The sequence below is a fragment of the Sphaerospermopsis sp. LEGE 08334 genome, from assembly GCF_015207205.1.
Taxonomy (GTDB): domain Bacteria; phylum Cyanobacteriota; class Cyanobacteriia; order Cyanobacteriales; family Nostocaceae; genus Sphaerospermopsis.
This window is the reverse complement of record NZ_JADEXH010000012.1, coordinates 1-22998: the sequence shown is the minus strand read 5'-3', so window position 1 is coordinate 22998 and position 22998 is coordinate 1. Positions and strand designations below refer to the sequence as shown.

At 37.2% G+C, this 22998-nt stretch carries 22 protein-coding genes; 14 read left to right on the top strand and 8 right to left on the bottom strand.

The genetic code is table 11. The annotated features are described in order from the left end of the window. Positions 1-24 precede the first annotated feature (24 nt). The 5 genes from hoxU (at position 25) to IQ237_RS08775 (ending at position 4376) form a co-directional block, all read left to right on the top strand. The gene (gene hoxU, locus IQ237_RS08795) at positions 25-741 is read left to right on the top strand and encodes a bidirectional hydrogenase complex protein HoxU (RefSeq protein ID WP_194054207.1); all 717 of its coding nucleotides are present in this window, start codon (positions 25-27) and stop codon (positions 739-741) included. A gap of 98 nt (positions 742-839) precedes the next feature. Continuing rightward, a complete protein-coding gene (locus IQ237_RS08790) occupies positions 840-1376 on the top strand; it encodes a DUF3122 domain-containing protein (protein WP_194054205.1) in 537 nt (178 codons plus the stop codon). Positions 1377-1463: 87 nt separating this feature from the next. Continuing rightward, on the top strand, positions 1464-2009 hold the full coding sequence (locus IQ237_RS08785; RefSeq protein WP_194054203.1) for an oxidoreductase: 546 nt from the start codon (positions 1464-1466) through the stop codon (positions 2007-2009). A 172-nt stretch (positions 2010-2181) separates the two neighbouring features. Beyond that, on the top strand, positions 2182-2796 hold the full coding sequence (locus IQ237_RS08780) for a CP12 domain-containing protein (protein ID WP_194054201.1): 615 nt from the start codon (positions 2182-2184) through the stop codon (positions 2794-2796). Positions 2797-2927: 131 nt separating this feature from the next. Further along, on the top strand, positions 2928-4376 hold the full coding sequence (locus IQ237_RS08775) for a Ni/Fe hydrogenase subunit alpha (protein ID WP_194054191.1): 1449 nt from the start codon (positions 2928-2930) through the stop codon (positions 4374-4376). A gap of 117 nt (positions 4377-4493) precedes the next feature. On the opposite strand, the gene IQ237_RS08770 is transcribed toward IQ237_RS08775, so the two are convergent. After that, the gene (locus IQ237_RS08770) at positions 4494-4880 is read right to left on the bottom strand and encodes a pentapeptide repeat-containing protein (RefSeq protein WP_194054189.1); all 387 of its coding nucleotides are present in this window, start codon (positions 4878-4880) and stop codon (positions 4494-4496) included. A 337-nt stretch (positions 4881-5217) separates the two neighbouring features. On the opposite strand from IQ237_RS08770, the gene IQ237_RS08765 reads away from it, so the two are divergent. The 5 genes from IQ237_RS08765 (at position 5218) to IQ237_RS08745 (ending at position 10293) form a co-directional block, all read left to right on the top strand. After that, entirely contained in the window at positions 5218-5562 is a 345-nt protein-coding gene (locus IQ237_RS08765; RefSeq protein WP_194054187.1) for an alcohol dehydrogenase catalytic domain-containing protein, read from the top strand. Between the two features lie 66 nt (positions 5563-5628). Continuing rightward, complete coding sequence (locus tag IQ237_RS08760; protein ID WP_309225743.1) at positions 5629-6135, top strand: DUF29 domain-containing protein; 507 nt, start codon at positions 5629-5631, stop codon at positions 6133-6135. Between the two features lie 12 nt (positions 6136-6147). Beyond that, positions 6148-6606, top strand: a complete 459-nt coding sequence (locus IQ237_RS08755) for a hydrogenase maturation protease (protein WP_194054185.1) — start codon at positions 6148-6150, stop codon at positions 6604-6606. Between the two features lie 70 nt (positions 6607-6676). Continuing rightward, on the top strand, positions 6677-9445 hold the full coding sequence (acs, locus tag IQ237_RS08750) for an acetate--CoA ligase alpha subunit (protein ID WP_194054183.1): 2769 nt from the start codon (positions 6677-6679) through the stop codon (positions 9443-9445). Between the two features lie 95 nt (positions 9446-9540). Next, positions 9541-10293 (top strand): DUF6920 family protein, encoded by a 753-nt coding sequence (locus IQ237_RS08745; protein ID WP_220610223.1) that lies wholly within the window; start codon positions 9541-9543, stop codon positions 10291-10293. An 86-nt stretch (positions 10294-10379) separates the two neighbouring features. Here the strand turns inward: IQ237_RS08745 and IQ237_RS08740 are convergent, their stop codons facing one another. The 5 genes from IQ237_RS08740 to IQ237_RS08720 all read right to left on the bottom strand — a co-directional run bounded on the left by IQ237_RS08740 (position 10380) and on the right by IQ237_RS08720 (position 14688). After that, entirely contained in the window at positions 10380-10583 is a 204-nt protein-coding gene (locus IQ237_RS08740) for a DUF2283 domain-containing protein (RefSeq protein WP_194054179.1), read from the bottom strand. 10 nt (positions 10584-10593) lie between these two features. Further along, positions 10594-12168, bottom strand: a complete 1575-nt coding sequence (locus IQ237_RS08735; RefSeq protein ID WP_194054177.1) for a tetratricopeptide repeat protein — start codon at positions 12166-12168, stop codon at positions 10594-10596. Continuing rightward, entirely contained in the window at positions 12128-13471 is a 1344-nt protein-coding gene (locus tag IQ237_RS08730; protein WP_194054175.1) for a P-loop NTPase fold protein, read from the bottom strand. The genes IQ237_RS08735 and IQ237_RS08730 overlap by 41 nt, the downstream gene beginning before the upstream one ends. A 262-nt stretch (positions 13472-13733) precedes the next feature. Beyond that, entirely contained in the window at positions 13734-14189 is a 456-nt protein-coding gene (locus IQ237_RS08725; protein ID WP_194054173.1) for a hypothetical protein, read from the bottom strand. A 16-nt stretch (positions 14190-14205) separates the two neighbouring features. Next, positions 14206-14688: an adenosine-specific kinase gene (locus IQ237_RS08720; protein ID WP_194054171.1), complete on the bottom strand. Its 483-nt coding sequence runs from the start codon at positions 14686-14688 to the stop codon at positions 14206-14208. Positions 14689-14738: 50 nt separating this feature from the next. Between IQ237_RS08720 and IQ237_RS08715 the strand changes: the two genes are divergently transcribed. Beyond that, on the top strand, positions 14739-15383 hold the full coding sequence (locus tag IQ237_RS08715; RefSeq protein ID WP_194054169.1) for a PAP/fibrillin family protein: 645 nt from the start codon (positions 14739-14741) through the stop codon (positions 15381-15383). Positions 15384-15554: 171 nt separating this feature from the next. On the opposite strand, the gene IQ237_RS08710 is transcribed toward IQ237_RS08715, so the two are convergent. Then, positions 15555-16460 carry a CoB--CoM heterodisulfide reductase iron-sulfur subunit B family protein gene (locus IQ237_RS08710; protein WP_194054167.1) on the bottom strand — a complete coding sequence of 302 codons (906 nt, stop codon included), beginning with the start codon at positions 16458-16460 and terminating at the stop codon, positions 15555-15557. Positions 16461-16730: 270 nt separating this feature from the next. Between IQ237_RS08710 and IQ237_RS08705 the strand changes: the two genes are divergently transcribed. The 3 genes from IQ237_RS08705 to tkt all read left to right on the top strand — a co-directional run bounded on the left by IQ237_RS08705 (position 16731) and on the right by tkt (position 20731). Next, positions 16731-16967, top strand: coding sequence for an acyl carrier protein (locus tag IQ237_RS08705; protein WP_194054165.1), 237 nt, complete (start codon positions 16731-16733; stop codon positions 16965-16967). 169 nt (positions 16968-17136) lie between these two features. After that, positions 17137-18384, top strand: a complete 1248-nt coding sequence (gene fabF / locus IQ237_RS08700; RefSeq protein ID WP_194054163.1) for a beta-ketoacyl-ACP synthase II — start codon at positions 17137-17139, stop codon at positions 18382-18384. 334 nt (positions 18385-18718) lie between these two features. Beyond that, positions 18719-20731 (top strand): transketolase, encoded by a 2013-nt coding sequence (gene tkt / locus IQ237_RS08695; protein WP_194054161.1) that lies wholly within the window; start codon positions 18719-18721, stop codon positions 20729-20731. 255 nt (positions 20732-20986) lie between these two features. Here tkt and IQ237_RS08690 read toward each other — a convergent pair. Continuing rightward, a partial coding sequence (locus IQ237_RS08690; RefSeq protein WP_194054159.1) for a DUF4114 domain-containing protein occupies positions 20987-22998 on the bottom strand: 2012 nt, incomplete at its 5' end.

Below are 22998 nucleotides of genomic sequence, written 5' to 3'. Positions count from 1 at the left end.
CTAATTGCAAAATCTAAAATTCGTATGACAGTAAAAACATTAACAATTAACGGGCAAATGATCAGCGCCCGTGAGGATGAAACCTTACTAGAAGCAGCACAGGAAGCGGGTATACATATTCCTACACTTTGCCATTTAGAAGGTGTGGGAGATGTGGGTGCTTGTCGTTTGTGTTTGGTAGAAATTGCTGGGATGAATAGACTTTTACCAGCTTGTGTTACCAAAGTTTCTGAAGGAATGGAGGTGAATACAAATAGCGATCGCCTCCAAAAATATCGGCGCACAATTATTGAAATGTTATTTGCCGAAGGTAATCATATTTGTTCTGTTTGTGTGGCTAATGGCAATTGTGAATTACAAGATTTAGCTATAGAAATGGGCATGGATCATGTACGTTTAGAATATCAAAATCCTCAACGTTCTGTTGATACTTCTCATGATAGATTTGGCATAGATCATAATCGTTGTGTGCTTTGTACTCGCTGTGTTCGTGTGTGTGATGAAATCGAAGGCGCACATACTTGGGACATGGCAGGTAGAGGATCAAAATCTCACGTAATTACTGATTTAAATCAGCCTTGGGGAACTTCTCAAACCTGTACTTCCTGTGGTAAATGTATTAATGCTTGTCCCACAGGTGCGCTGTTCTATCAAGGTTCTAGTGTGGGAGAAATGGTACATGATCGGGGTAAAATTGAATTTTTGGTTAATGCTAGAACTAAGAAAGAATGGAATTATTAAGTTAGCAATCAGCAATTAGCAATCAGCTTTCAGCTTTTAGTAATTATCTGAAGTAATAGCTAACTCAATAATCACTTACTCACCAAAAATGAAATTTCATGTTGTATCTGATTTGGTTAAAAATGGGCAAATTCTTAATAGTGGGAATATTGACAATTTGTATATTCCTGGGTTTAGGAAGTGTAACTTGGAAAAGTGCTATTGCTATCACCACCAAAATAGAACCAGCACCGGAAGAAGTTCTTTATCGCTCACTCACAAAATTAGATGATCACTTAGGTAAAGTTTGGCAAGTTGTTTTGTTTAAACAAGTTTACCCTGGGCAAACATCTAAGATTAATTTGCGCTTAGTTGGTTTTCCTGGTTCTGCGGAATTAATTCACCCCCAACCGTTAAGAATTACCTCAAAAACTGGTCAAATTTGGAACGCTCATGATATATTTTTAGATGAAGCACCAGCCCCTACAATTGGTCAATATGATCTCACTGAAATATTGCCCCAATTACCGACCGAACCTTTAAATTTAGCAATACCTTTACCTGGTGCGAAGTCTATTGATATTTCAGTTCCAATTAATGTTGTGAAAGAATGGAAATCAATTTTAAGCATTCAGCTATCAGTAATTAGTAATTAGTAAAAAGAATGCTGACTGCGCTCATTCAAAAACTCAAATCTTAAACCTGATTAAAAGCTGAAAGCTGATTACTAAAAAGGTAAAAAAATGGATAAAATAAAATTAGCAACAGTATGGTTAGGTGGATGTTCTGGATGTCATATGTCCTTTTTAGATTTGGATGAATGGTTGATAGATTTAGCCGCCCAAGTTGATGTAGTTTATAGTCCCATTGCTGATATTAAAGAATATCCAGAAGGCGTGGATGTGGTATTAGTAGAAGGGGCGATCGCTAACGAAGAACATTTAGAATTGATCCACCAAATTAGGCAACGCACCAAAACAATTATTTCCTTTGGAGATTGCGCTGTTACTGGAAATGTAACCGCTATGCGTAACCCAACAGGAAATGCAGATGTGAGTCTGCAATTAGCTTATATTGAAGGTGCAGATGTTAATCAACAAATACCCCATTCACCTGGTATTGTTCCACCCTTAATTGATAAAGTTGTACCTGTTCATTACATAGTACCAGTTGATATTTATTTACCCGGTTGTCCTCCTTCAGCCCCTCGCATTCGTGCGGCACTTGAACCATTATTAAAAGGAGAAATACCAGTAATGGAAGGACGGGAAATGATAAAATTTGGGTGATTGGTGATTGGTGATTGGTAATGGGTAATTGGTAATATTTAAAAGTATTCTCTATTCCCTATTCCCTTCTTACTGTCACCTGTCACCTGTCACCTGTCACCTGTCACCTGTCACCTGTCACCTGTCACCTGTCACCTGTCACCTGTCACCTAAAAATTTGGGAGATAAAATTATGTTAAAAGCAGCAGATGTAATGACCAAAGATGTAGCAATGATTCGCGGTTCTGCTACAGTTAAAGAAGCAATTGATTTAATGAAAGCTAGAGACTGGAGGGCGTTAATTGTAGATCGTCGTCATGATCAAGATGCTTATGGAATTGTTACAGAAAGCGACATTGTTTATAAAGTCGTAGCCTACGGGAAAGATACAAATAAAGTCCGTGTTTATGAGATTATGACCAAACCTTGTATTGTCGTCAATCCCGAACTAGGTTTAGAATATGTAGCCAGATTATTTGCTAATTATCGTTTACATCGTGCGCCGGTAATTAGTGGCGAATTAATAGGAATAATTTCATTAACTGACATCTTAGCTGGCAGCAGTGCTTTAGAAAAACCCCATGCAATTTTGTTAGAACAAGAATTACAAGATGAAATTAGAAAAGCTCGTCTTGTTTGTTCAGAAAAAGGAATTAATTCCCCTGAATGTGCAGCCGCTTGGGATGTGGTAGAAGAAATACAAGCAGAAATTGCCCACCAACGGGCAATGAAACCTTTAAAAACAGCTTTTGAAGAATACTGTGAAGAGTTTCCAGAAGCCGAAGAAGCTAGAGTTTATGATTTCTAGGTGACTGGGGACTGGGGACTGGTGATTGGCGACTGGGGAAAATTTTAAAGAATGAATTTCCTAATTCCCTATTCCCTATTCCCTGTTCCCTGTTTCCTAATGACTAATAACTAATGACTAATAACTAAACTATGAAAAAAATCGTTATTGATCCGGTTACGAGAATAGAAGGCCACGCCAAAATTAGCATTTATTTAGACGATGACGGTCAAGTAAATGATGCGCGGTTTCATGTGACAGAATTTCGCGGTTTTGAAAAGTTTTGTGTGGGTCGTCCTTTCCCAGAAATGCCGGGAATTACTGCAAGAATTTGCGGTATTTGTCCGGTAAGTCATTTGTTGGCATCAGCAAAAACAGGTGATCAAATATTGGCTGTCACTATTCCCAAAGCCGCGACAAAATTACGTCGGTTAATGAATTTAGGGCAAATTGTTCAATCTCATGCTTTGAGTTTCTTTCACCTGAGCGCCCCAGATTTATTATTAGGAATGGATAGCGAACCAGCAACTAGAAATGTTTTTGGTTTGATAGCCGCAGATCCAGAATTAGCTAGAGGTGGTATTCGTTTACGGCAATTTGGACAAGAAATTATTGAATTATTAGGAGGGAAAAAAATCCATCCTTCTTGGGCTGTTCCTGGTGGTGTGAGTGATCCTTTAACTTCAGAAAATAGAACCCATATTCAAAACCGTATTCCTGAAGCGAAAAGCACGGTTTTAAATGCCATAGATTTATTTAAAGGATTACTAAAAGATTACGAAAAAGAAGCACAAACTTTTGGTAATTTCCCTAGTTTATTTATGGGGTTAGTAACTCCTGATGGTTTATGGGAAACCTACGACGGACATATCCGCTTTGTTGATAGTGCAGGAAATATTGTTGCTGATAAATTAGATGCTGCTAATTATCCTGAATTTATCGGTGAAGCTGTCCAAGCTGATTCTTATTTAAAATCTCCTTACTATCGTCCTCTAGGTTATCCAGATAGTAGTGATCATTGTCGTTTAGATAGTGGAATGTATCGTGTTGGACCATTAGCTAGATTGAATGTTTGTAGTCATATTGGTACACCATTAGCAGATAAAGAATTAAAAGAATTTCGCAGTCATGGAACTGGTACTGTAAAATCTTCTTTCTTTTATCACTATGCACGGTTAATTGAAATTTTGGCTTGTATTGAACACATTGAAATTTTACTGGATGACCCTGATATTTTATCAACTCGTTTGCGGGCGGAAGCTGGTATTAATCAATTAGAAGCTGTGGGTGTGAGTGAAGCACCAAGGGGGACTTTATTCCATCATTATCAAGTTGATGAAAATGGTTTGATGGCAAAGGTAAATTTGATTATTGCTACTGGTCAAAATAATTTAGCAATGAATCGCACAGTTGCCCAAATTGCCCGTCATTTTGTCAACGGTAGTGATATTCAACAGGGAATGTTAAACCGGGTAGAGGCTGGTATTAGGGCTTTTGACCCTTGTTTGAGTTGTTCTACTCATGCGGTGGGACAAATGCCTTTACTAATAGAATTAGTGGACAAAAATGGTAATGTAGTAAATCAAATTTGTCGGGATTAAAGAAGACATAAGGCAGGAGTAAATTTTTATATGATCCCCGACTTCTCAAAGAAGTCAGGGATCTTTTAATTGTATAAAAAATAAGCGGTTGATATAGCCGCCTCAATATTTATACTGTTATTCGCTCATCTTGATCCCCGCTTGCATTGGGTCAAAGTTGCGGGGAAAATGGGTGTTATGGTCACAGTCAGCATTCTCTAAATGGGTTCCCTGCAAGTCAGCTTGACGTAGATTCGCAGAAAACAACATTGCACCCCGCAAATCTGCATTCTGTAAATTAGCTTGACTCAAATCAGCGTAGCTAAGATCACAACCGCGCAAATTAGCACCGCTGAGGTTGGCTGTACTTAAATCAGCATAGCTGAGGTCAGATCCTTTTAAATCAACATCTTGTAGATTAGCATCACTTAATTCTGCTCTTTCAAAATCTCGTTTCCCCACTGCGTATTCTTTTACAAGAGTAGCAGCACTATTAATTGGCTGTTGAAAATTGATTTCAGGCATAAAACAGCCTCACGATTTATGTAAAATTTTTTAACTGTCTTTATTCAGTTACCGCAATTGATTATACAACCAATAATCTATAAATCACATTTATTATTAACATAAGTTTGCGTTTGTTTTCGTGGAGTTTCTTCACAAATTCCTCAAGTTTTGATGCTATTTTAAAAAAATTAATCTGTTGTTAACGAGATCAAAATTTTCCTTGGTATGAAGAACTATTTGTATTAAGAACTTTTAATTTTCGTATAATTTCTTATGTGGTCAGGTTTAGATATTAGATAGGTGTGGGAAGATTAAAGACAATTAAAAAAATAATCATAATATAGGATCAGCTTTTATGACACTAACTGAAAAATTCTCAAGTTATGCAGCTTTGAAACAAGGAGAGAAACTACAGAAATGGGAGTATGAACCCGCAGAATTAGGTCGTCAAGATATTGAAATTGAAGTGACTCATAATGGTTTGTGTCACACCGATATTCACATGAGAGATAATGACTGGAATGTGAGTACATTTCCCTTAGTTGCTGGACATGAAGTGGTGGGAAAAGTAACAAAAATCGGAGAAGATGTGACTTCATTAAAAATAGGCGATCGCGTTGGTTTTGGTTGGATTCGTAACTCTTGCAGAACTTGTGACGCTTGTTTACGAGGAGAAGAAAATGTTTGTCAAAAAGGTTAGTCCGCAGTTTTCTAAGATATATGGTAAGATGATTAATAGAAATTCAATATTAAAAAGGAGAAGTTAGTGAAATCACAATTAGATAACCAACAATCTAATAAACCGTTGAATCTTTATGAACGAGATTTTCAATTGTGGATTGAACAAACAATTAGCTCCTTGGAAACAAAACAATTTAACTCATTAGATATTGAACATTTAATTGAGGAGCTTAAAGAATTGGGTAAATCAGAAAAAAGAGCATTAGAAAGTAACTTAATGGTTTTATTAGCACATCTACTAAAACTGATGGTTCAACAGGATGCTCCTGATTCCATGAAACAAAGTTGGTATCGTTCAATTATTGAACATCGTCAACGAGTGATCATCGCTATTAAAAATACTCCTTCGTTAAAATCTTATTTAGAAACCGCCTTAGAGATAGCTTATCCTGATGGGCGTAATTTAGCTATTCAAGAATGGAAAAAAGCGTCTTTTGGTGTGCGTATTCCTCAAGAAAATGAATATCCAAATATTTGTCCTTTCTCTCTGGAACAAATATTAGATCAGGACTTTTTCGATTTTCCTAGTTAATAGTGATTAATAATGAAAAAAGTAATGGTGATTGGTTACGGTAATGAATTACGCAGTGATGATGGAGTGGGAAAAAAAATAGCTGATACTATTGATTCCTGGAATTTATCAAATGTAAAATCCCTAGCAGTTCATCAACTCACACCAGAATTAGCGGATGAATTGGCCAATGTCAATTTATCAATTTTTGTTGATGCTACGATTAATGAAAATATGGTAGTAGCACCTTTATCATTAACAAATGATCATTATCATAGTATAGGACATTTTGCAGATCCGCGATCGCTCCTAGCTTTAACTGAATTTCTCTATGGTAAATCTCCTATAGCTTGGTTAGTTACAGTACCAGGAGAAAATTTTGAATTAGGCGATCGCATTTCACTAAAAGCAGAAAAAGGTATTACCACTGCACTTTCAAAAATCATGCAAATTCTTGAACAAAATAACAATTTAGGGATCACATCAGAATGAATTTTTATCTCCATCTCCCTATCTTTACTGTCACCTGTCACCTGTCACCTATTGAAAGGAGTAATTAATTATGCAAGCATCTATCAAACCAACCGCAGACAAAGCTTACGACATCTTACAAACTGAGAGACTAAACCCCTTAGACGCGATTTTTGCACCTCAAACCGTTGCTGTTATTGGTGCTAGTGAAAAACCTGGAAGTGTGGGTAGAACTTTACTTTGGAATTTAATTACTAACCCCTTTAATGGAACAGTTTTTCCTATCAATCCTAAACGCAATAGTGTATTAGGAATTAAAGCTTATCCTACTATTTTTGATGTTCCTGAAAAAATAGATTTAGCGGTAATTGCCACCCCAGCACCTACAGTACCACAAATTATTAATGATTGTGTCAAAGCCGGAATAAAAGGAGCAATAATAATCTCCGCTGGTTTTAAAGAAGCAGGAGAAAAAGGAATAGCTTTAGAAAAAGAAATTCTGGAAATAGCACACAAAGGAAAAATTAGAATTATTGGACCAAACTGTTTAGGGGTCATGAGTCCAATTTCCGGGTTAAATGCGACATTTGCGAGTAAAATGGCACAACCAGGAAATGTAGGTTTCCTCAGTCAAAGCGGTGCTTTATGTACATCTATTTTAGATTGGAGTTTACAGGAAAACGTTGGTTTTAGTGCCTTCGTTTCTATCGGTTCAATGTTAGATATAGGTTGGGGAGACTTAATTTATTATTTAGGAGATGATCCCAATACAAAAAGTATTGTAATTTATATGGAATCTATCGGTGATGCGCGTTCTTTTCTATCCGCAGCGAGAGAAGTAGCATTAACAAAACCGATAATTGTTATCAAAGCCGGTCGGACAGCAGCAGCAGCAAAAGCGGCCGCTTCTCACACAGGTTCATTAGCAGGAAGTGATGCTGTTTTAGATGCTGCATTTAGAAGATGTGGAGTATTAAGAGTTAATAGTATTTCTGATTTATTTGATATGTCAGAAGTATTAGCAAAACAACCACGCCCCAAAGGTCCAAGTTTAACAATTTTAACTAATGCTGGTGGTCCTGGAGTATTAGCCACCGATACATTAATAGAAAGTAGAGGCAAACTAGCACCAATTTCCGAAGAAATCATGCAGGGTTTAAATGAAATTTTACCCCCACAATGGAGTCATAATAACCCGATTGATATTTTAGGAGATGCTGACCCAGAACGCTATACAAAAGCCTTAGAAATTGCTGCCAAAGATCCCAATAGTGATGGGTTGTTAGTAATTTTAACACCCCAAGCAATGACCGATCCGACAAAAATCGCCCAAGGATTAAAACCCTATTCACAAATGGCGAATAAACCAATTTTAGCTAGTTGGATGGGTGGGGAAGATGTGGCAGAAGGAAAGCAAATTCTCAACCATCAAGGCATTCCTACTTATGATTATCCCGATACAGCAGCGCGGATATTTAGCTATATGTGGCGGTATAGTTATAACCTCAAGGGAATTTATGAAACTCCTGTTTTACCAAGTTTAGAATGTGATACAAATACCCGTAATTGTGCATTGGTGGAAACCATTATTAACGATGCCAGAAAAGCCGGAAGATCGATTTTAACAGAGTTTGAATCTAAAGAAATATTAGCCGCCTATGGTATTCCGGTAGTTGCTGGAAGCATTGCCAAAAGTGCAGAAGAAGCAGTAGAATGTGCTGAAAAAATCGGTTATCCCGTGGTTTTAAAATTGTATTCCCAAACAATTACCCATAAAACAGATGTGGGAGGAGTACAGTTAAATTTAAGAAATGCGGAAGCTGTCAAAAGAGCATATCATTTAATAGAAACTTCGGTATTAGAAAAAGCTAAACCAGAAGATTTTTTAGGCGTAACCGTGCAGCAAATGGTCAAAACTAGCGGTTATGAATTGATAATTGGTAGTAGCTTAGATCCGCAGTTTGGACCAGTATTATTATTTGGTGCTGGGGGAGAATTAGTCGAGGTTTTCCAAGATAGCGCTATAGCTTTACCACCTTTAAATACTACTCTAGCACGGCGGATGATGGAACAAACCAAAATCTATAAAGCATTAAAAGGAGTGCGGGGTAGACAAAGTATTGATATGGCAGCTTTGGAGGAAATGTTAGTAGTATTTAGTCATTTGGTAGTAGAACAACCAGCGATTAAAGAAATAGATATTAATCCTTTATTAGCTATTCCTCCCTCTCCTGATCATCCTGGTGGTTTAATAGCATTAGATGGTAGAATAGTTTTACATTCTGCGGATGTAGGAGAAACGGAATTACCAAAATTAGCAATTCGTCCCTATCCTCACCAATATGTTAGTAATTGGACATTGAAAAATGGTATACCTGTTACTATTCGTCCGATCCGTCCAGAAGATGAACCATTAATGGTAAAATTCCATAAAACACTATCAGAGGAAAGTGTTTATTTGCGGTATTTTCACATGGTTAAATTAAGTCAAAGAATAGCTCATGAAAGACTGACAAGAATTTGTTTTATTGACTATGATCGAGAAATGGCATTAGTCGCAGAACATCACAACCCAGAAACTCAAGCAACGGAAATTTTAGCTGTAGGAAGATTGAGTAAATTACATGGTAATGATGGGGCAGAATTTGCTATGCTGGTGAGCGATCGCTATCAATGTAATGGTTTAGGTACAGAATTACTCAAGAGATTAATAGAAGTAGGTAAAAACGAGAAAATATCCTCTATTTCTGCTGATATCTTAGCTGATAATTTGGGAATGCAAAAAGTATGTGAAAGACTCGGTTTTAAGATGTCACATAGCAATGATGCAACTGTGTTAAAAGCGGAAATTGATTTGTAGTCAGGAGTCAGGAGTCAGGAGTTGTTAATTTTAACTTTTGACTTTTGACTTGATCTCTTCCCTGTTTTATTTTTCGGTTAGTAAATTTATCCAAAATGATGACAACACAAATTAATCAAATTTGGCAAAATTTGGAAAATACAAAAACAGAAAAACAAACATTTACCGAGGATTTAATTGCTGAATTACCAGAACCAGTACAACGTTATTTCTTACACGCTATTACTTTGGGAACACCGTTAGCAACTGGTGTGAAGTTAAAAATGCAAGGTTATTTTCAACCCAGTAAAGATAAAAAATTACCCATGCAAGCTACAGAAATTTTAACTGCTAAAGGATTTGTTTGGCAAGCAGTAATGGGTAATAAATTTTTTAACATTAAAGGGGCAGATTACTATTATAATCATTCAGGAAAAGTAGAGTTTAAAATTTTGGGTTTAATCCCATTAGTCAAAGAGGAAAATCCCGACATTAACCGTTCTAGTATTGGTAGATTTGCAGGTGAATTATTCTGGTTGCCATCTGCTTTATTACCACAAAATCAAGTAATTTGGCAAGCTATTGATCACAATACAATTCAAGCAACTTGCAATATTGAGTGTGAAACAGTTAATCTAACTTTTATTATTGATGAAAATGGTAGAGTTTTAGAAGTAAAATTACCACGTTGGGGAAATCAAACCACAGATAAAACTTGGCAATATATACCCTTTGGTGGCACATTTGCACAGGAAACCACTTTTCAAGGTTTTACTATTCCTTCCCAAATAAATGCGGGATGGTGGTTAGGAACAGAAAATTATAATGGGTTTTTTCAAGCAAGTATTGAGGAAGCGGAATTTTTTTAGTTGTTGTTAAGTCTGTAGGTAAAAGACATAATTTTATGCTTATAGATGATGAAATAATCAGTCGAAAAAGTCTTGATCAGATTTGTTTAAGATTGAGAAATTTCCACTTTTATATTCTTTGTAGTCAAATTGATCCTACTAGATAACTGTAAGACTTCAATACCCACAACTTGATTCTCTTCATTAAAATCAAGCACAATTCCTGGATAAACTTCCTCAGATTCAATAATTTTCGATTCATCAAGACGTAAATACAAAGCATCCGCTTCTTCATCAATATGTACTTTCATAATTTATTCCTTAATCTGGTAATTTCTCTAAATTCTCCCTCGTAATATTCGCCCAATATTCATCTTTATATTCAACATATATATCTAACGCCTTTTGTAAATTTACCCTCGCTTCTTGATAATCCTCGTGTGCTATTGCAAGTAGCCCTAATTGACCGTAGGTACTAGCTTGAGAATATTTATCTCCATATTTGATTTTGATATCCAAAGCTTGTTGATAATAGTCCCATGCTTGTTTATATTGTTCCAAATCTTGGACTACAATTCCTAAATTGTGGTAGGTACTAGCTTGAGAATAGTGATCGCCAAATTCCATATAGATAGCTAAGGCTTGTTGATAAAATTCCCGTGCTTGCTCATATTCCCGCAAATTTTGGGCTACTCTTCCCAACTCGTGGTAAGTTCCAGCTTGAGAAAAGCGATCGCCATATTCAATTTTGATAGTTAAAGCTTGTTGATAATATTCCTGTGCTTGCTCATATTCTCCCATTTCTTGGGCTACATATCCCAACTGGTGGTAGTTTATAGCTTTTTGACTATGATTATCGAATTCTTGAGCAATTTCCAAACACTTTTGATAATATTTTTTAGCTTTTAAAAATTGCCTTAACCCTAAATAACAATTACCTAAATTAAATAAAGCATAACCTTCACTATTACGGTTTTCTAATTCTTCAGCGATATCTAAACCCTGTTGATAATAATTAATTGCTGTTTCAAACTTCCTTTCCTCACTATAAGCATCACCAATTTTATTTAAAACCTGACGTTTAAAATCTACCTCAGCTAATTTTTCCGCAACTTGTAAAGCTTCTTCTAAATATCCCCTCGCTGTTTCCGGTTGATGCTGACTAATATAAGCTGTTCCCAACTCCAATAAAATATTACCATACCTGCGTAAATTACCATCATTTACTTGCTCACAGGTAGGCTTATATTCCATTAATAAACGTTGTAAAATCTCAATCCTTTCTTGCTTTTCCTGTGGTTCTACTCTATCAATTTTGATTTCAGCTTGCAAAGTTTGAGCAATGGCATTTTCTCTGGTTTTTTCTAAAGTTTTAAATCTAAACACACCAGAACGCCAAGCCCAAAAGTCAGGGGCAAATTTCGCTAATCTATTAATAGCGTAATCAGGTAAAATAAATAATATAGGATGAGGTACGGTTTTTTTATAAGCATCCCGGACAAAATTCAAATCTTGTAAAACTGGCGGATAGTCACCAGTAAGACCAATGGATTTTTCTAAACCTTGAATAATTAATACTAACTTTTTATTTGCTTCTTTCTCAAATTTTGGTAATTCCTGAATAATTGCATCTCGTAAAAATCGCAAATTCGGATCAGGAAAATTGAGAATTACAAACTGAACTTCCTGACATTTAGAATTGGTTTTTAATGCTTCAATTAATAACTCTGCATCGGGAGGAAAGTTAATTTCAATAAATCCCAAAGTTAACTTTTCGGAAAAGTCCACGAAAGTCAACAATTCCGCAAAAATATCCTCATTCAAGGCGATAAATTGCCCCAATTCAAAATTAAAATCAGGTTGTAATTTCTGCCAGTGCTTGTTTGAAAAATTCATTTTGCATTACCACTGGGTTAGGATAATTCCATCGGTTATCACCGTTATATTCTAAAACCGAAGTATTAAACAGCATTAACTGTCCAATATCATCTTTACTCACATCTTTATTAATACAAACCTGGGCTAACAATGGATAATGCTCATTGGGAATAAACCTTTCAAAACTAAATTGTTGTTGTTTGACAGCATAAACAATATCTTCAGCTTGAATTTTATCATGATCATTAGTGCTGGCACGTAAACAAGCAGCCCTCATGATTTGCATAAGTTGACGTACATGGCCACCACTAGCCTTTGCTAATTCTAACAATTCTGCACGGGAATTAAACACAGCATCAATATCTACCCGTTTTTCAATTAAACTAGCTACCGCCTCCAGTCCTGTTTGATTATCTTTTAAATGGGAACTTTGCCGGTCAAATTGGTAAATATTCACCATTGGTACAATATGAGGATTACCATCAAACAAAGATAGGGGATTTTTTGGCGAACACAAAACCGAAATAGGAACTGTATAAATAATTGTACAATGCAGTTCTTGTAATTGTGCCGCATATTCAAAAAATAAATGATCTGCAACTCCAGGAGGAACACGATCTAAATTATCAAAAATAATTAATAAACCCTTGTAGTCTGGATACTTTTTCCGTAATTTAGCATAAGCGTCATCTAGCAAAAGGTTAATATCTGCTTTAAGTCGAGAAATATCTTTTTCTAAAGTTTGCCGAATAGAAGTTTTTTGTTTATCAGATGCTTTAATCTGTGCCAATAATTTGACCATTAACTTAGCAATAAATGGCGCATCTGCGCCTAAGCTGGCTTCTGATTCTACACTGACGGATTTTTCTACACTTTCTTCATTTTCTTGAGTAATTTCTTTAAACCAATTTTCAAAGCTTTTTAGTAATCTTTCATCAAAACTTAACCCTAATTTCCGCAAAGTAAATTCAACTTGTTTAATGACTATTAAATATAAATCTGTGAAATTAGCATCATTAATATCTGTTTCTTCATTCACTTCTAAATAAATCACATGATAATTTTCCTCCCAGATATTTTGAATCCTTTTTAACTCTGTACTTTTTCCTGAACCACGATGACCGGTAAATAAAATAGTAGTGTAATCTCCAGCTTCCTGAAAATCCAAAATTTTACTTACACCCTTAACGGCTGAAGATTTTCGCACTGCTGATAAATCAACATAGTATTTTTCTATATCTGGACCTTCTAGCGGTTCTAAACTACAAGCATTATAAGCAGCTTTGAGAGTTTTGGCAAGTTGAAAATTAGGCTGATTCATAGATATTGTTATTGATTTTATCAATATAATTTTACTAGCATAATATTTTAGCCTATTTTTAAAATAAAAGCAATATAGCAATTTTGAATTAAGCTGTTGGACATTTAACTTGCATATTATCTAAAATTGAAACTCTTGTGGGGTTGGCATCCTGCCCGCCTTGGTTGTGCAAATTAAATGTTTATCAGCTTATTTATAAACACGAAGATACCCAACTTATTCAAGAAGTCAGAGATTTAAAAATATCATCATTTGTTATCCCTTAACTGAAAGGTATAGAAATATTGCCTTCTGGCTGATTTTGTCTATTTACTGGATATTTCATCCACTGATAAGCCACAAAAATCAACAATAACCCAATCAAAAACAAAAACACCATCAAAGCAATTTGATACCAAATAACTTGGGGTAAAAGTAAATCTAAAACCAAGTGTATTAAATTCATCACACCATAAAAAATAGTTAAGCCAAAATGAATAACTCGATAACGTTTATTTTCTGTAAATGTATTCCCAATAATTGCTAACATTGGTAATACAAAGAAGCCTAACATTAACCAAAAAATACCCGATACTTCATTAAGTGATGTTGCTGGTTGGGATTCTAATACATCTAACCCGTGAAATAATGGCATTAAACCCAACTGTGTATGAAACAACGTACCTAATAAAAAAACTATCCATAGATTAATAATTTTTTGTCTATAATTAATTGCCATTTTTCTTGCACAATTACTACATTTTATAACCAAATTTACGCAGTAAATCATGACGTGATTTTATATCCTCATTTCCTTCTACACCCTTGGGTAAAAATCCATCAATCACACCAATAATACCCCTTCCTTGTTCGGTTTCTGCTAAAATTACTTGTACAGGATTAGCAGTAGCACAATAAATATTGCAAACTTCTGGACATTGTTTAATACCATTAAGAAAGTTGATTGGATAAGCATCTTTTAACACAATTAAAAAACAGTGTCCAGCACTTATAGATTTGGCATTTTTAGTAGCTAATTCTTGCAAAGTATGATCATTTCCAGCCATTCTAATTAAACAAGCGGCGGATGCTTCACAGAAAGCAATACCAAATTTTACCTGTGAAGATATACCTACCATGATTTCATATAAATCCTCCACAGTTTTGATAAAGTGAGTTTGTCCTAAAATCAGGTTACAACCTACAGGAATTTCTAAATTTACAGTTTTTAGTTCCATTTTGGGTTACAATTTAATTTGTTAATTACTGCATTGCCAAGTATCAGTTTATGGAACGTCAAGCATTGAAAGAAAAATTACAAGTATTAATTAAGGAACTTAAAAAACAGGATGATGCTTCTCCTATTACTAATTTAAAAATTGACAAAAACAAAGCCGCAGAAATAGAAAATTTAACAGTTGAATTAGAAAATCTCAATCCCCATCCTCAACCACTCCAGACTGCTATTAATTTATTAAATGGAGTCTGGCAATTACAATACTCTACAGCTAGAGAAATTCGCGCTTTGGATTCTCTCCCATTAGGATTAAGAATAGGTAAAGTATTTCAAGTAATTAATGTTGCTGACGCACAATTTTTTAACCTTGCTTATGTCAAACATCCCCTAAAATTTATTTCAGGATATGTAAAAGTAACAGCTAGATTTGAACCTGATTTAGCTCAATCTAACTTACCAGATAAGCGAATTAATGTTTATTTTGATAAACGTTATTTAGCGATTGATAAAATTTTAGGTGTTAACACTCCTCAGTTAAATCCTTTTAAAGTTGTAGATGCTAAAGGTCCCAAAGGTAGAGTTGCAACTCTGGATATTACTTACTTAGATGAAACATTAAGGATTGGTAGAGGAGGTGATGAAAGTTTATTTATTCTCCAGAAAGCTGATGATTTACCTGAGTTACAGCAGATTTAACCCATTTTTTGTAAGCATTCAGCCGTCTGTTTCCGTCAGCAATTTTCTTACTAACTCAGTCTCACTCAAGACAAAACCTGTTAGCGTAGCCATTTACTGATTACTGATAGCTGAATACTGAATCTGCGCCCTCAAGGGACGCAGATTGTGGGTTCAAAGAGTCTACTTAGATTAGATTCCCAATTTTTCTAACACTGGTTTTGTGGAAACAATGTGACGCTCTAAACCCAGTAATTCAGGACTAACTCCTAAAGCCAAAGCAATTAATTGTGGTAAATGTAAAATAGGCAAACCTAATTTTTTACCAATCACCTTTTCTACCTCTGGTTGACGAGAATCTAAATTAAGATGACACAGGGGACAAGGTGTAACAATACAATCAGCACCACTTGACAAAGCTTCTTGAATGTGCATACCTGCCATTTGGAAAGATTCGGTAGTAGCATAACTAGAAAGAGGCCAGCCACAACATTGAGTTCTGCCACGATAATATATAGGAGTTGCCCCCACAGCCCGAAAAACATTTTCCATTGCTTCTGGGTTAAATGGATCATCATAGGGCATGGATTTTTGAGCGCGGAGGAGATAACAACCATAAAAAGCTGCACACTTGAGGTTAGATAACTTGCGGGTGACACGCTGGCTGATTTTGTCTAAACCATAATCTGTAACCAAAGCATAAAGCAAATGTTTAACGTCTGTGCTGCCCCGATAAGGAGAACAACCTTCTTTTTCTAGTAAGCCATTAACTTGATTAAGATAAGCAGGGTTAGTTGTTTGGCATTGCTTTAGACGTTCATCAACATGACCAATAACACCTTGACAGGTGCTGCAATGAGTAAGAAGAGGCAGATTTAATTCTTCTGCTAAAGCTATATTTCGGGCGTTAACAGTATCTTCTAACAATTGAGAATCTTCTTTAAACGTACCTGAACCGCAACAAGCAGCTTTTTTAAGTTCAATGAGTTCTATACCCAAAGCTTTGGTAAGTGATTGAGTAGACAGATAAAGCTCTCGACAGGCTCCTTGAGCAACACAACCGGGGTAATAAGCGTATTTTAAGGCTTGAGATAGCATAAAATTAAGTTTGGGTTACAGGCGTAGCGATCGCCCTGTCAGACATTCATTATCTCTTGAGAGTCTAGCTTATAGCAGGTGACAGGTGACAGAAGGCAGGGGAGCAGGGGGGAGCAGGGATAAATTATTTGTATTTTCCCAATCACCAATCATCAATTACCTTTTTCTGATAACTGTACTCAGGAACACCCTTTCCGATAAGATGTATATGCTCAAAACAAGACTGCCCATCAAGAGCAGATCATGGCAACTGGTTAAGGACTTAAATTTATGAATCAAGAAATTTTTGAACGGGTTAAAAAAGTTATCATCATGCAACTAGAGGTGCCAGAGGACACGGTTATACCTAAAGCCTCATTTACAGATGATTTAAACGCTGACTCCCTAGATATTGTGGAACTGGTAATGGCTTTTGAAGAAGAATTTGATATTGAAATTCCCGATGAAGCCGCTGAAAAGATTTTAACGGTTCAAGAGGTAGTAGACTACATCGAAAACCAACAATAACGTTGCTACATCTGCCTAAAAGTTGTGAGGGAATGGGTATCAGGGGCTGGGGACTGAAAAATATTGAATTTTGAAACGTTCCTAATTTTGATCCCAATTATCCTTCATCCCTCATCACCAGTCTTTATATTGTTATACCTGCTGCTTTTTCGCCACCTTTAACTGAATCATGACAGATTATAAACGTAACCGCGTTGTTGTAACTGGTGTTGGCGCGATTACACCTATTGGTAACACACCATCTGAATATTGGGAAGGATTGTTAAGCGGACGTAATGGCATAGACCACATCACAGCTTTTGATGCGTCTAAGCATGACTGCCGCATTGCGGGGGAAGTGAAAAACTTTGATCCGCATGAATACATGGAGCGCAAAGAAGCCAAGCGCACTGATCGTTTTGCCCAATTTGCGATCGCAGGTGCTAAACAGGCTATATCAGACGCACAATTAGTTATCAATGACCTCAACGCCGAGCAAATAGGTGTCATGATCGGTTCAGGCATTGGTGGCATTAAAGTATTAGAAGACCAGCAAACAGTCTATCTAAACAAAGGACCAGACCGCTGTAGTCCATTCATGATACCGATGATGATTGCCAACATGGCAGCAGGATTAACAGCAATTCATACTGGTGCAAAAGGTCCAAACTCCTGTTCTGTGACAGCTTGTGCCGCTGGTTCTAACTCTATCGGTGATGCCTTTCGCTTAATTCAAAATGGCTATGCCCAAGCAATGATTTGTGGCGGTTCGGAAGCAGCAGTTACACCATTGTCTGTAGCTGGATTTGCCGCAGCTAGGGCGCTATCTACAAAAAATGACCCGGAAAAAGCTTGTCGTCCCTTTGACAAAGATCGGGATGGCTTTGTCATGGGTGAAGGTTCAGGAATTTTAATTCTGGAAGAATTAGAACACGCAATCAGTCGTGGTGCGAGAATTTATGCAGAAATGGTCGGCTATGGGATGACCTGTGATGCCTATCATATTACTTCCCCCGTACCCGGTGGTTTAGGTGCAGCTAGAGCAATGGAACTGGCACTCAAAGATGGTCAACTGACACCAGAAATGATTACCTATATTAATGCTCATGGAACCAGCACCCCAGCCAATGATGTCACAGAAACGGCAGCTATCAAAAAGGCTTTAGGCGATTATGCTTATAAGATAGCAATTAGTTCCACCAAATCCATGACAGGTCATTTGTTAGGTGGTTCAGGAGGAATAGAAGCAGTAGCTACAGTGTTGGCGATCGCTCATGACCACATCCCCCCCACCATCCACTTGGATAATCCTGATGAGGGTTGTGATTTAGATTATGTACCCCACACTAGCCGCGCTCAAATCGTAGAGGTGGCTTTATCCAACTCCTTTGGTTTTGGTGGTCATAATGTCACCTTAGCATTTAGGAAATATCGTTAATGGTGATTGGTGACTGGTGACTGGTGATTGGTGATTGGGAGTTATTTATTTTTAACTTTAGACTTTAGACTTTTGACTTGATTTTCTCCCCATCTCCTCACCTCCCTATCTCCCTAACTTTCCCCCTGGAACGTATTATATATGTCATTCCCAGCTAAACCAAGGGTTTGGCATGACCAAATTATTAGCTCTATTCATCACCTAAAACTCAGAAGATCCCGCTTGTCCTTATGCTAGTAAGAATGGGATGATGTAAATTGTGGGATCACTTGATAATGAACCCAAAAACAGAAAGCTACAAAGAGTCCTAACCCGTCGTTAACAATAAAAGATTATGGCTGTTGCAACAAAATCCATCGAAGAACTTTGTATTAACTCAATCCGTTTTTTGGCTGTTGATGCCATAGAAAAATCCAAGTCGGGACACCCAGGACTACCTATGGGCGCTGCTCCTATGGCGTTTGTCCTGTGGGACTCCTTCATGCGGTATAACCCCAAAAATCCTAAATGGTTTAACCGCGATCGCTTTGTCTTATCTGCTGGTCATGGCTCGATGTTGCAGTATGCCTTACTGTATCTCATGGGCTACGATAGCGTTACCATAGACGACATCAAGCAATTTCGTCAATGGGGGTCTAAGACCCCAGGCCACCCAGAAAACTTTGTGACAGATGGTGTGGAAGTAACTACAGGTCCTTTGGGTCAAGGTATTGCTAACGCAGTGGGTTTAGCTTTAGCAGAAGCACACCTAGCAGCTAAATTTAACAAACCCGATGCCACAATTGTAGACCACTACACCTATGTAATTCTGGGTGATGGTTGCAACATGGAAGGTATTTCCGGTGAAGCTGCTTCTATCGCTGGACACTGGGGATTAGGTAAATTAATCGCCCTGTACGATGATAACCACATCTCTATTGATGGTTCTACCGATGTAGCTTTTACCGAAGATGTTTCTAAGAGATTTGAAGCCTACGGTTGGCACGTACTTCACGTTAAAGATGGTAACACCGATTTAGCAGGAATTGCCAAAGCGATCGAAGCGGCAAAAGCTGTCACCGACAAACCCACCATGATCAAGGTGACAACCACCATCGGTTATGGTTCTCCCAACAAAGCTAACACCGCAGGTATTCACGGTGCTGCGCTAGGTGCAGATGAAACAACATTAACCCGGAAAAACTTAGGTTGGGACTATGCACCCTTTGAAATTCCTCAAGACGTTCTTAACCACACCCGCAAAGCAGTAGAACGTGGTGCTGCTTACGAAGCAGAGTGGAACAAAACCTTCGCTGAATACAAAGTTAAATATGCCCAAGAAGGGGCAGAATTTGCACGTTTCCTCAGTGGTAAATTACCAGAAGGTTGGGATCAAGTTCTTCCCACCTACACCGCCGAAGACAAAGCACAACCCACCCGTAAACACTCAGAAATCTGCCTCAACAAACTAGGGGCTGTTTTACCTGAATTAATTGGTGGTTCTGCTGACTTAACCCACTCCAACCTCACCGAACTCAAAGGTGCTGGAGACTTCCAAAAAGGACAATTCCAAAACCGTAACATTCACTTTGGTGTACGGGAACACGCAATGGGCGCTATCTGTAACGGTATAGCCTTACATCGCTCCGGTTTAATGCCCTACGGTGCAACCTTTTTAATTTTTACCGACTATATGCGGGCTGCTATTCGTTTAGCTGCTTTATCTGAAGCTGGTGCAATTTGGGTAATGACCCACGACTCCATCGGTCAAGGTGAAGACGGTCCTACTCACCAACCCATTGAAACCTTAGCTTCTTTGCGTGCTATTCCTGATTTAACAGTAATTCGTCCCGCAGATGGCAATGAAACTTCTGGAGCTTATAAAGTAGCGATCCAAAAGTCTAAGGAAAATGCTTCCACTCTCTTAGCTTTCACCCGTCAGAACGTTCCCAACTTAGGTGGTACATCTGTTGATGGTGTGGCTAAAGGTGCATACACCATTGTAGATTGTGCTGGTACACCAGACATCATTTTAATTGGTACTGGTTCAGAACTGAGCCTGTGTGTGACTGCGGCTGAGAAATTAACCGCCGAAGGTAAGAAAGTCCGCGTTGTCTCTATGCCTTCTACAGAATTATTTGATGCTCAAGATGCAGCTTACAAAGAATCTGTACTACCAAAATCTGTTACAAAGCGTTTAGCAGTAGAAGCTAGTTGCAGTTTTGGCTGGCATAAATATGTTGGTACTGAAGGCGATACCGTCAGTATTGATAGCTTTGGTGCTTCTGCTCCTGGTGGTACTTGTATGGAGAAATTTGGTTTTACTGTTGATAATGTATTGGCTAAAGCTAAGGCATTGTTAGGTTAATTAACAAAAGAATATTTCTCTAAATAGTTTGAAGGTGGGATGAAAATCCTACCTTTTTTGTTTTTGTGATTTGCAATACGAATTGACACTCTGCGTTCTAAAGGAGCGCAGATTCTTGATTCAACGTTTTCATATTCATTATTCCCAAAATGACCAAAAAAATAGTCGGCTTCAGCCGACTTTTGTTATGAGACTGGGAATTCATTCCCAGGCGGTTATTCATTTTCAAATGATTATCTCAATCATGCGATCGCATCATACAGTAGAGAAACTGATTCTAATCATCACATCATTGTAATCCAAATCTCCACCACCAGGTAAATCTTCAAAACCAAAGATGTTATTTCCTAACAAACGAATGTGATCTACTCCGTTATTTAATCCCAAATAAGGGAAATAAACTTGCGGATCATTGCCAGTATTATTATCAAGTAATTGGGATAAAGTACCATTGACAACTATCATGGGAGCTAAGATTGAACCAGTGGCAATGATGGCGCTATCTGTAAATTTACCTTGGTTATCAACAGCAAATTTGATGATTTCACCATTTTCTGAATTGGTGATGATATTGTTAATTGCAGCTTGTAAATAATTTGCTCTATTGGCTGCGGTTGCTGTTAATGTACCAATTGTACCTTGAGCATTATCTACTCTATAAAAGTAGACTTCGTTGTTAAATGCAGCTTCCCGGAAAACAGAGAAATTAGCTTTTACTGTACTTGGGAGAAGTGGATCTGTTAAATCTAGTATTTCTGCTTGTATTCCCCCTTGTTGTGTTGTACCTATTTCTAGTTGATCTTCAGTAGATTCAATTCTGACTACCAGAGAATTTAATTCGGCAATAGTGCTACTATCCTTCCAAGAAAGGATATAACTATTATCGTCTTGGGTAATGCTTTGGGTTGAGAAATCAGCAAAAACGACGTTTGAATTTGATATTGCGCCAGTTCTCAAGCCATCTATTGTACCATTTCTGACTAAAAAGAATTGGAAGTTAATATCAGAATCAAATTCTAGTATGCGTATCAAATTATTGGTTTGAATTTCCGTCCTAAATAGATCAGGAAGATTGGCGATCGCAGAGAAAACACTTTTTCCTTGGTTTTTAGCTCTTTCTAAAGCTGCTTCTCGATAACCTTCTTGTCCTGGTTTAATACTAATACCATCATCTCTCCTAATAGTACCTTCGTTATCATCTGTAGAAAAAATACCCAGTTCATTAACAACATTGAAGGTGTTGGAAACAAGAATTACTTTGAGTCTGACGGTTTCGCCAACTCCTCTAATAGTAAAAATGTTGTTGTTGATATTAGGAGCTAGTGCGATTTCATTATCATTGATAGTTCCTTTAGCTGTACCATTTGTAGCACTGATAGTTGCACCATTTGTAGCACTGCTCAAGTTGACGGTGAAAGTCTCATTTTCTTCTATTCGGAAATCTTCTTTTGTTTCAACAGTAAAGGTTTTCTCGGTTTCTCCCACTGCAAAGGTGAGAGTTTCGGTTTTGGGTGTGAAGTCATCTTCTTCTGCTGTATCTTCTTCTGCAATAGATGTGGTTACGGTTACATTTTGGTTAGTTTGAGCATCACCTGTACGAGTAACTGTGAAAGTAATTTGATTACCTTCTATTGCTGATGCTGCTGCAATACTAAATTCAGGAGTAGAATCATCATCATTAATAGTACCTTTGGCTGTACCATTGGTAGAACTAATAATTGATCCATTAGTGGCATTACTTAAACTGACTGTAAAAGTTTCATCACCTTCAAATAAGGTGTCTTGAGTTGTTTGAACTGTGAAAGTCTTGCTTGTTTCACCTTGTGCAAATGTTAGAGTTTCTGTTTTTGCAGTGAAGTCATTTGCACTTGCTGTGTCACCACCAGCTATGGATGTTGCTACGTTTACTGTTTGGTTAGTTTGAGCGTTACCTGTACGAGTAACTGTGAAAGTAATTTGATTACCTTCTATTGCTGATGCTGCTGCAATACTAAATTCAGGAGTAGAATCATCATCATTAATAGTACCTTTGGCTGTACCATTGGTAGAACTAATAATTGATCCATTAGTGGCATTACTTAAACTGACTGTAAAAGTTTCATCACCTTCAAATAAGGTGTCTTGAGTTGTTTGAACTGTGAAAGTCTTGCTTGTTTCACCTTGTGCAAATGTTAGAGTTTCTGTTTTTGCAGTGAAGTCATTTGCACTTGCTGTGTCACCACCAGCTATGGATGTTGCTACGTTTACTGTTTGGTTAGTTTGAGCGT

Coding starts and splice junctions, on each gene's coding strand:
- hoxU (WP_194054207.1), top strand. CDS start 25: ATGACAGTAAAAACATTAACAATTAACGGGCAAATGATCAGCGCCCGT.
- IQ237_RS08790 (WP_194054205.1), top strand. CDS start 840: ATGTTGTATCTGATTTGGTTAAAAATGGGCAAATTCTTAATAGTGGGA.
- IQ237_RS08785 (WP_194054203.1), top strand. CDS start 1,464: ATGGATAAAATAAAATTAGCAACAGTATGGTTAGGTGGATGTTCTGGA.
- IQ237_RS08780 (WP_194054201.1), top strand. CDS start 2,182: ATGTTAAAAGCAGCAGATGTAATGACCAAAGATGTAGCAATGATTCGC.
- IQ237_RS08775 (WP_194054191.1), top strand. CDS start 2,928: ATGAAAAAAATCGTTATTGATCCGGTTACGAGAATAGAAGGCCACGCC.
- IQ237_RS08770 (WP_194054189.1), bottom strand. CDS start 4,880: ATGCCTGAAATCAATTTTCAACAGCCAATTAATAGTGCTGCTACTCTT.
- IQ237_RS08765 (WP_194054187.1), top strand. CDS start 5,218: ATGACACTAACTGAAAAATTCTCAAGTTATGCAGCTTTGAAACAAGGA.
- IQ237_RS08755 (WP_194054185.1), top strand. CDS start 6,148: ATGAAAAAAGTAATGGTGATTGGTTACGGTAATGAATTACGCAGTGAT.
- acs (WP_194054183.1), top strand. CDS start 6,677: ATGCAAGCATCTATCAAACCAACCGCAGACAAAGCTTACGACATCTTA.
- IQ237_RS08745 (WP_220610223.1), top strand. CDS start 9,541: ATGATGACAACACAAATTAATCAAATTTGGCAAAATTTGGAAAATACA.
- IQ237_RS08740 (WP_194054179.1), bottom strand. CDS start 10,583: ATGAAAGTACATATTGATGAAGAAGCGGATGCTTTGTATTTACGTCTT.
- IQ237_RS08735 (WP_194054177.1), bottom strand. CDS start 12,168: ATGAATTTTTCAAACAAGCACTGGCAGAAATTACAACCTGATTTTAAT.
- IQ237_RS08730 (WP_194054175.1), bottom strand. CDS start 13,471: ATGAATCAGCCTAATTTTCAACTTGCCAAAACTCTCAAAGCTGCTTAT.
- IQ237_RS08725 (WP_194054173.1), bottom strand. CDS start 14,189: ATGGCAATTAATTATAGACAAAAAATTATTAATCTATGGATAGTTTTT.
- IQ237_RS08720 (WP_194054171.1), bottom strand. CDS start 14,688: ATGGAACTAAAAACTGTAAATTTAGAAATTCCTGTAGGTTGTAACCTG.
- IQ237_RS08715 (WP_194054169.1), top strand. CDS start 14,739: ATGGAACGTCAAGCATTGAAAGAAAAATTACAAGTATTAATTAAGGAA.
- IQ237_RS08710 (WP_194054167.1), bottom strand. CDS start 16,460: ATGCTATCTCAAGCCTTAAAATACGCTTATTACCCCGGTTGTGTTGCT.
- IQ237_RS08705 (WP_194054165.1), top strand. CDS start 16,731: ATGAATCAAGAAATTTTTGAACGGGTTAAAAAAGTTATCATCATGCAA.
- fabF (WP_194054163.1), top strand. CDS start 17,137: ATGACAGATTATAAACGTAACCGCGTTGTTGTAACTGGTGTTGGCGCG.
- tkt (WP_194054161.1), top strand. CDS start 18,719: ATGGCTGTTGCAACAAAATCCATCGAAGAACTTTGTATTAACTCAATC.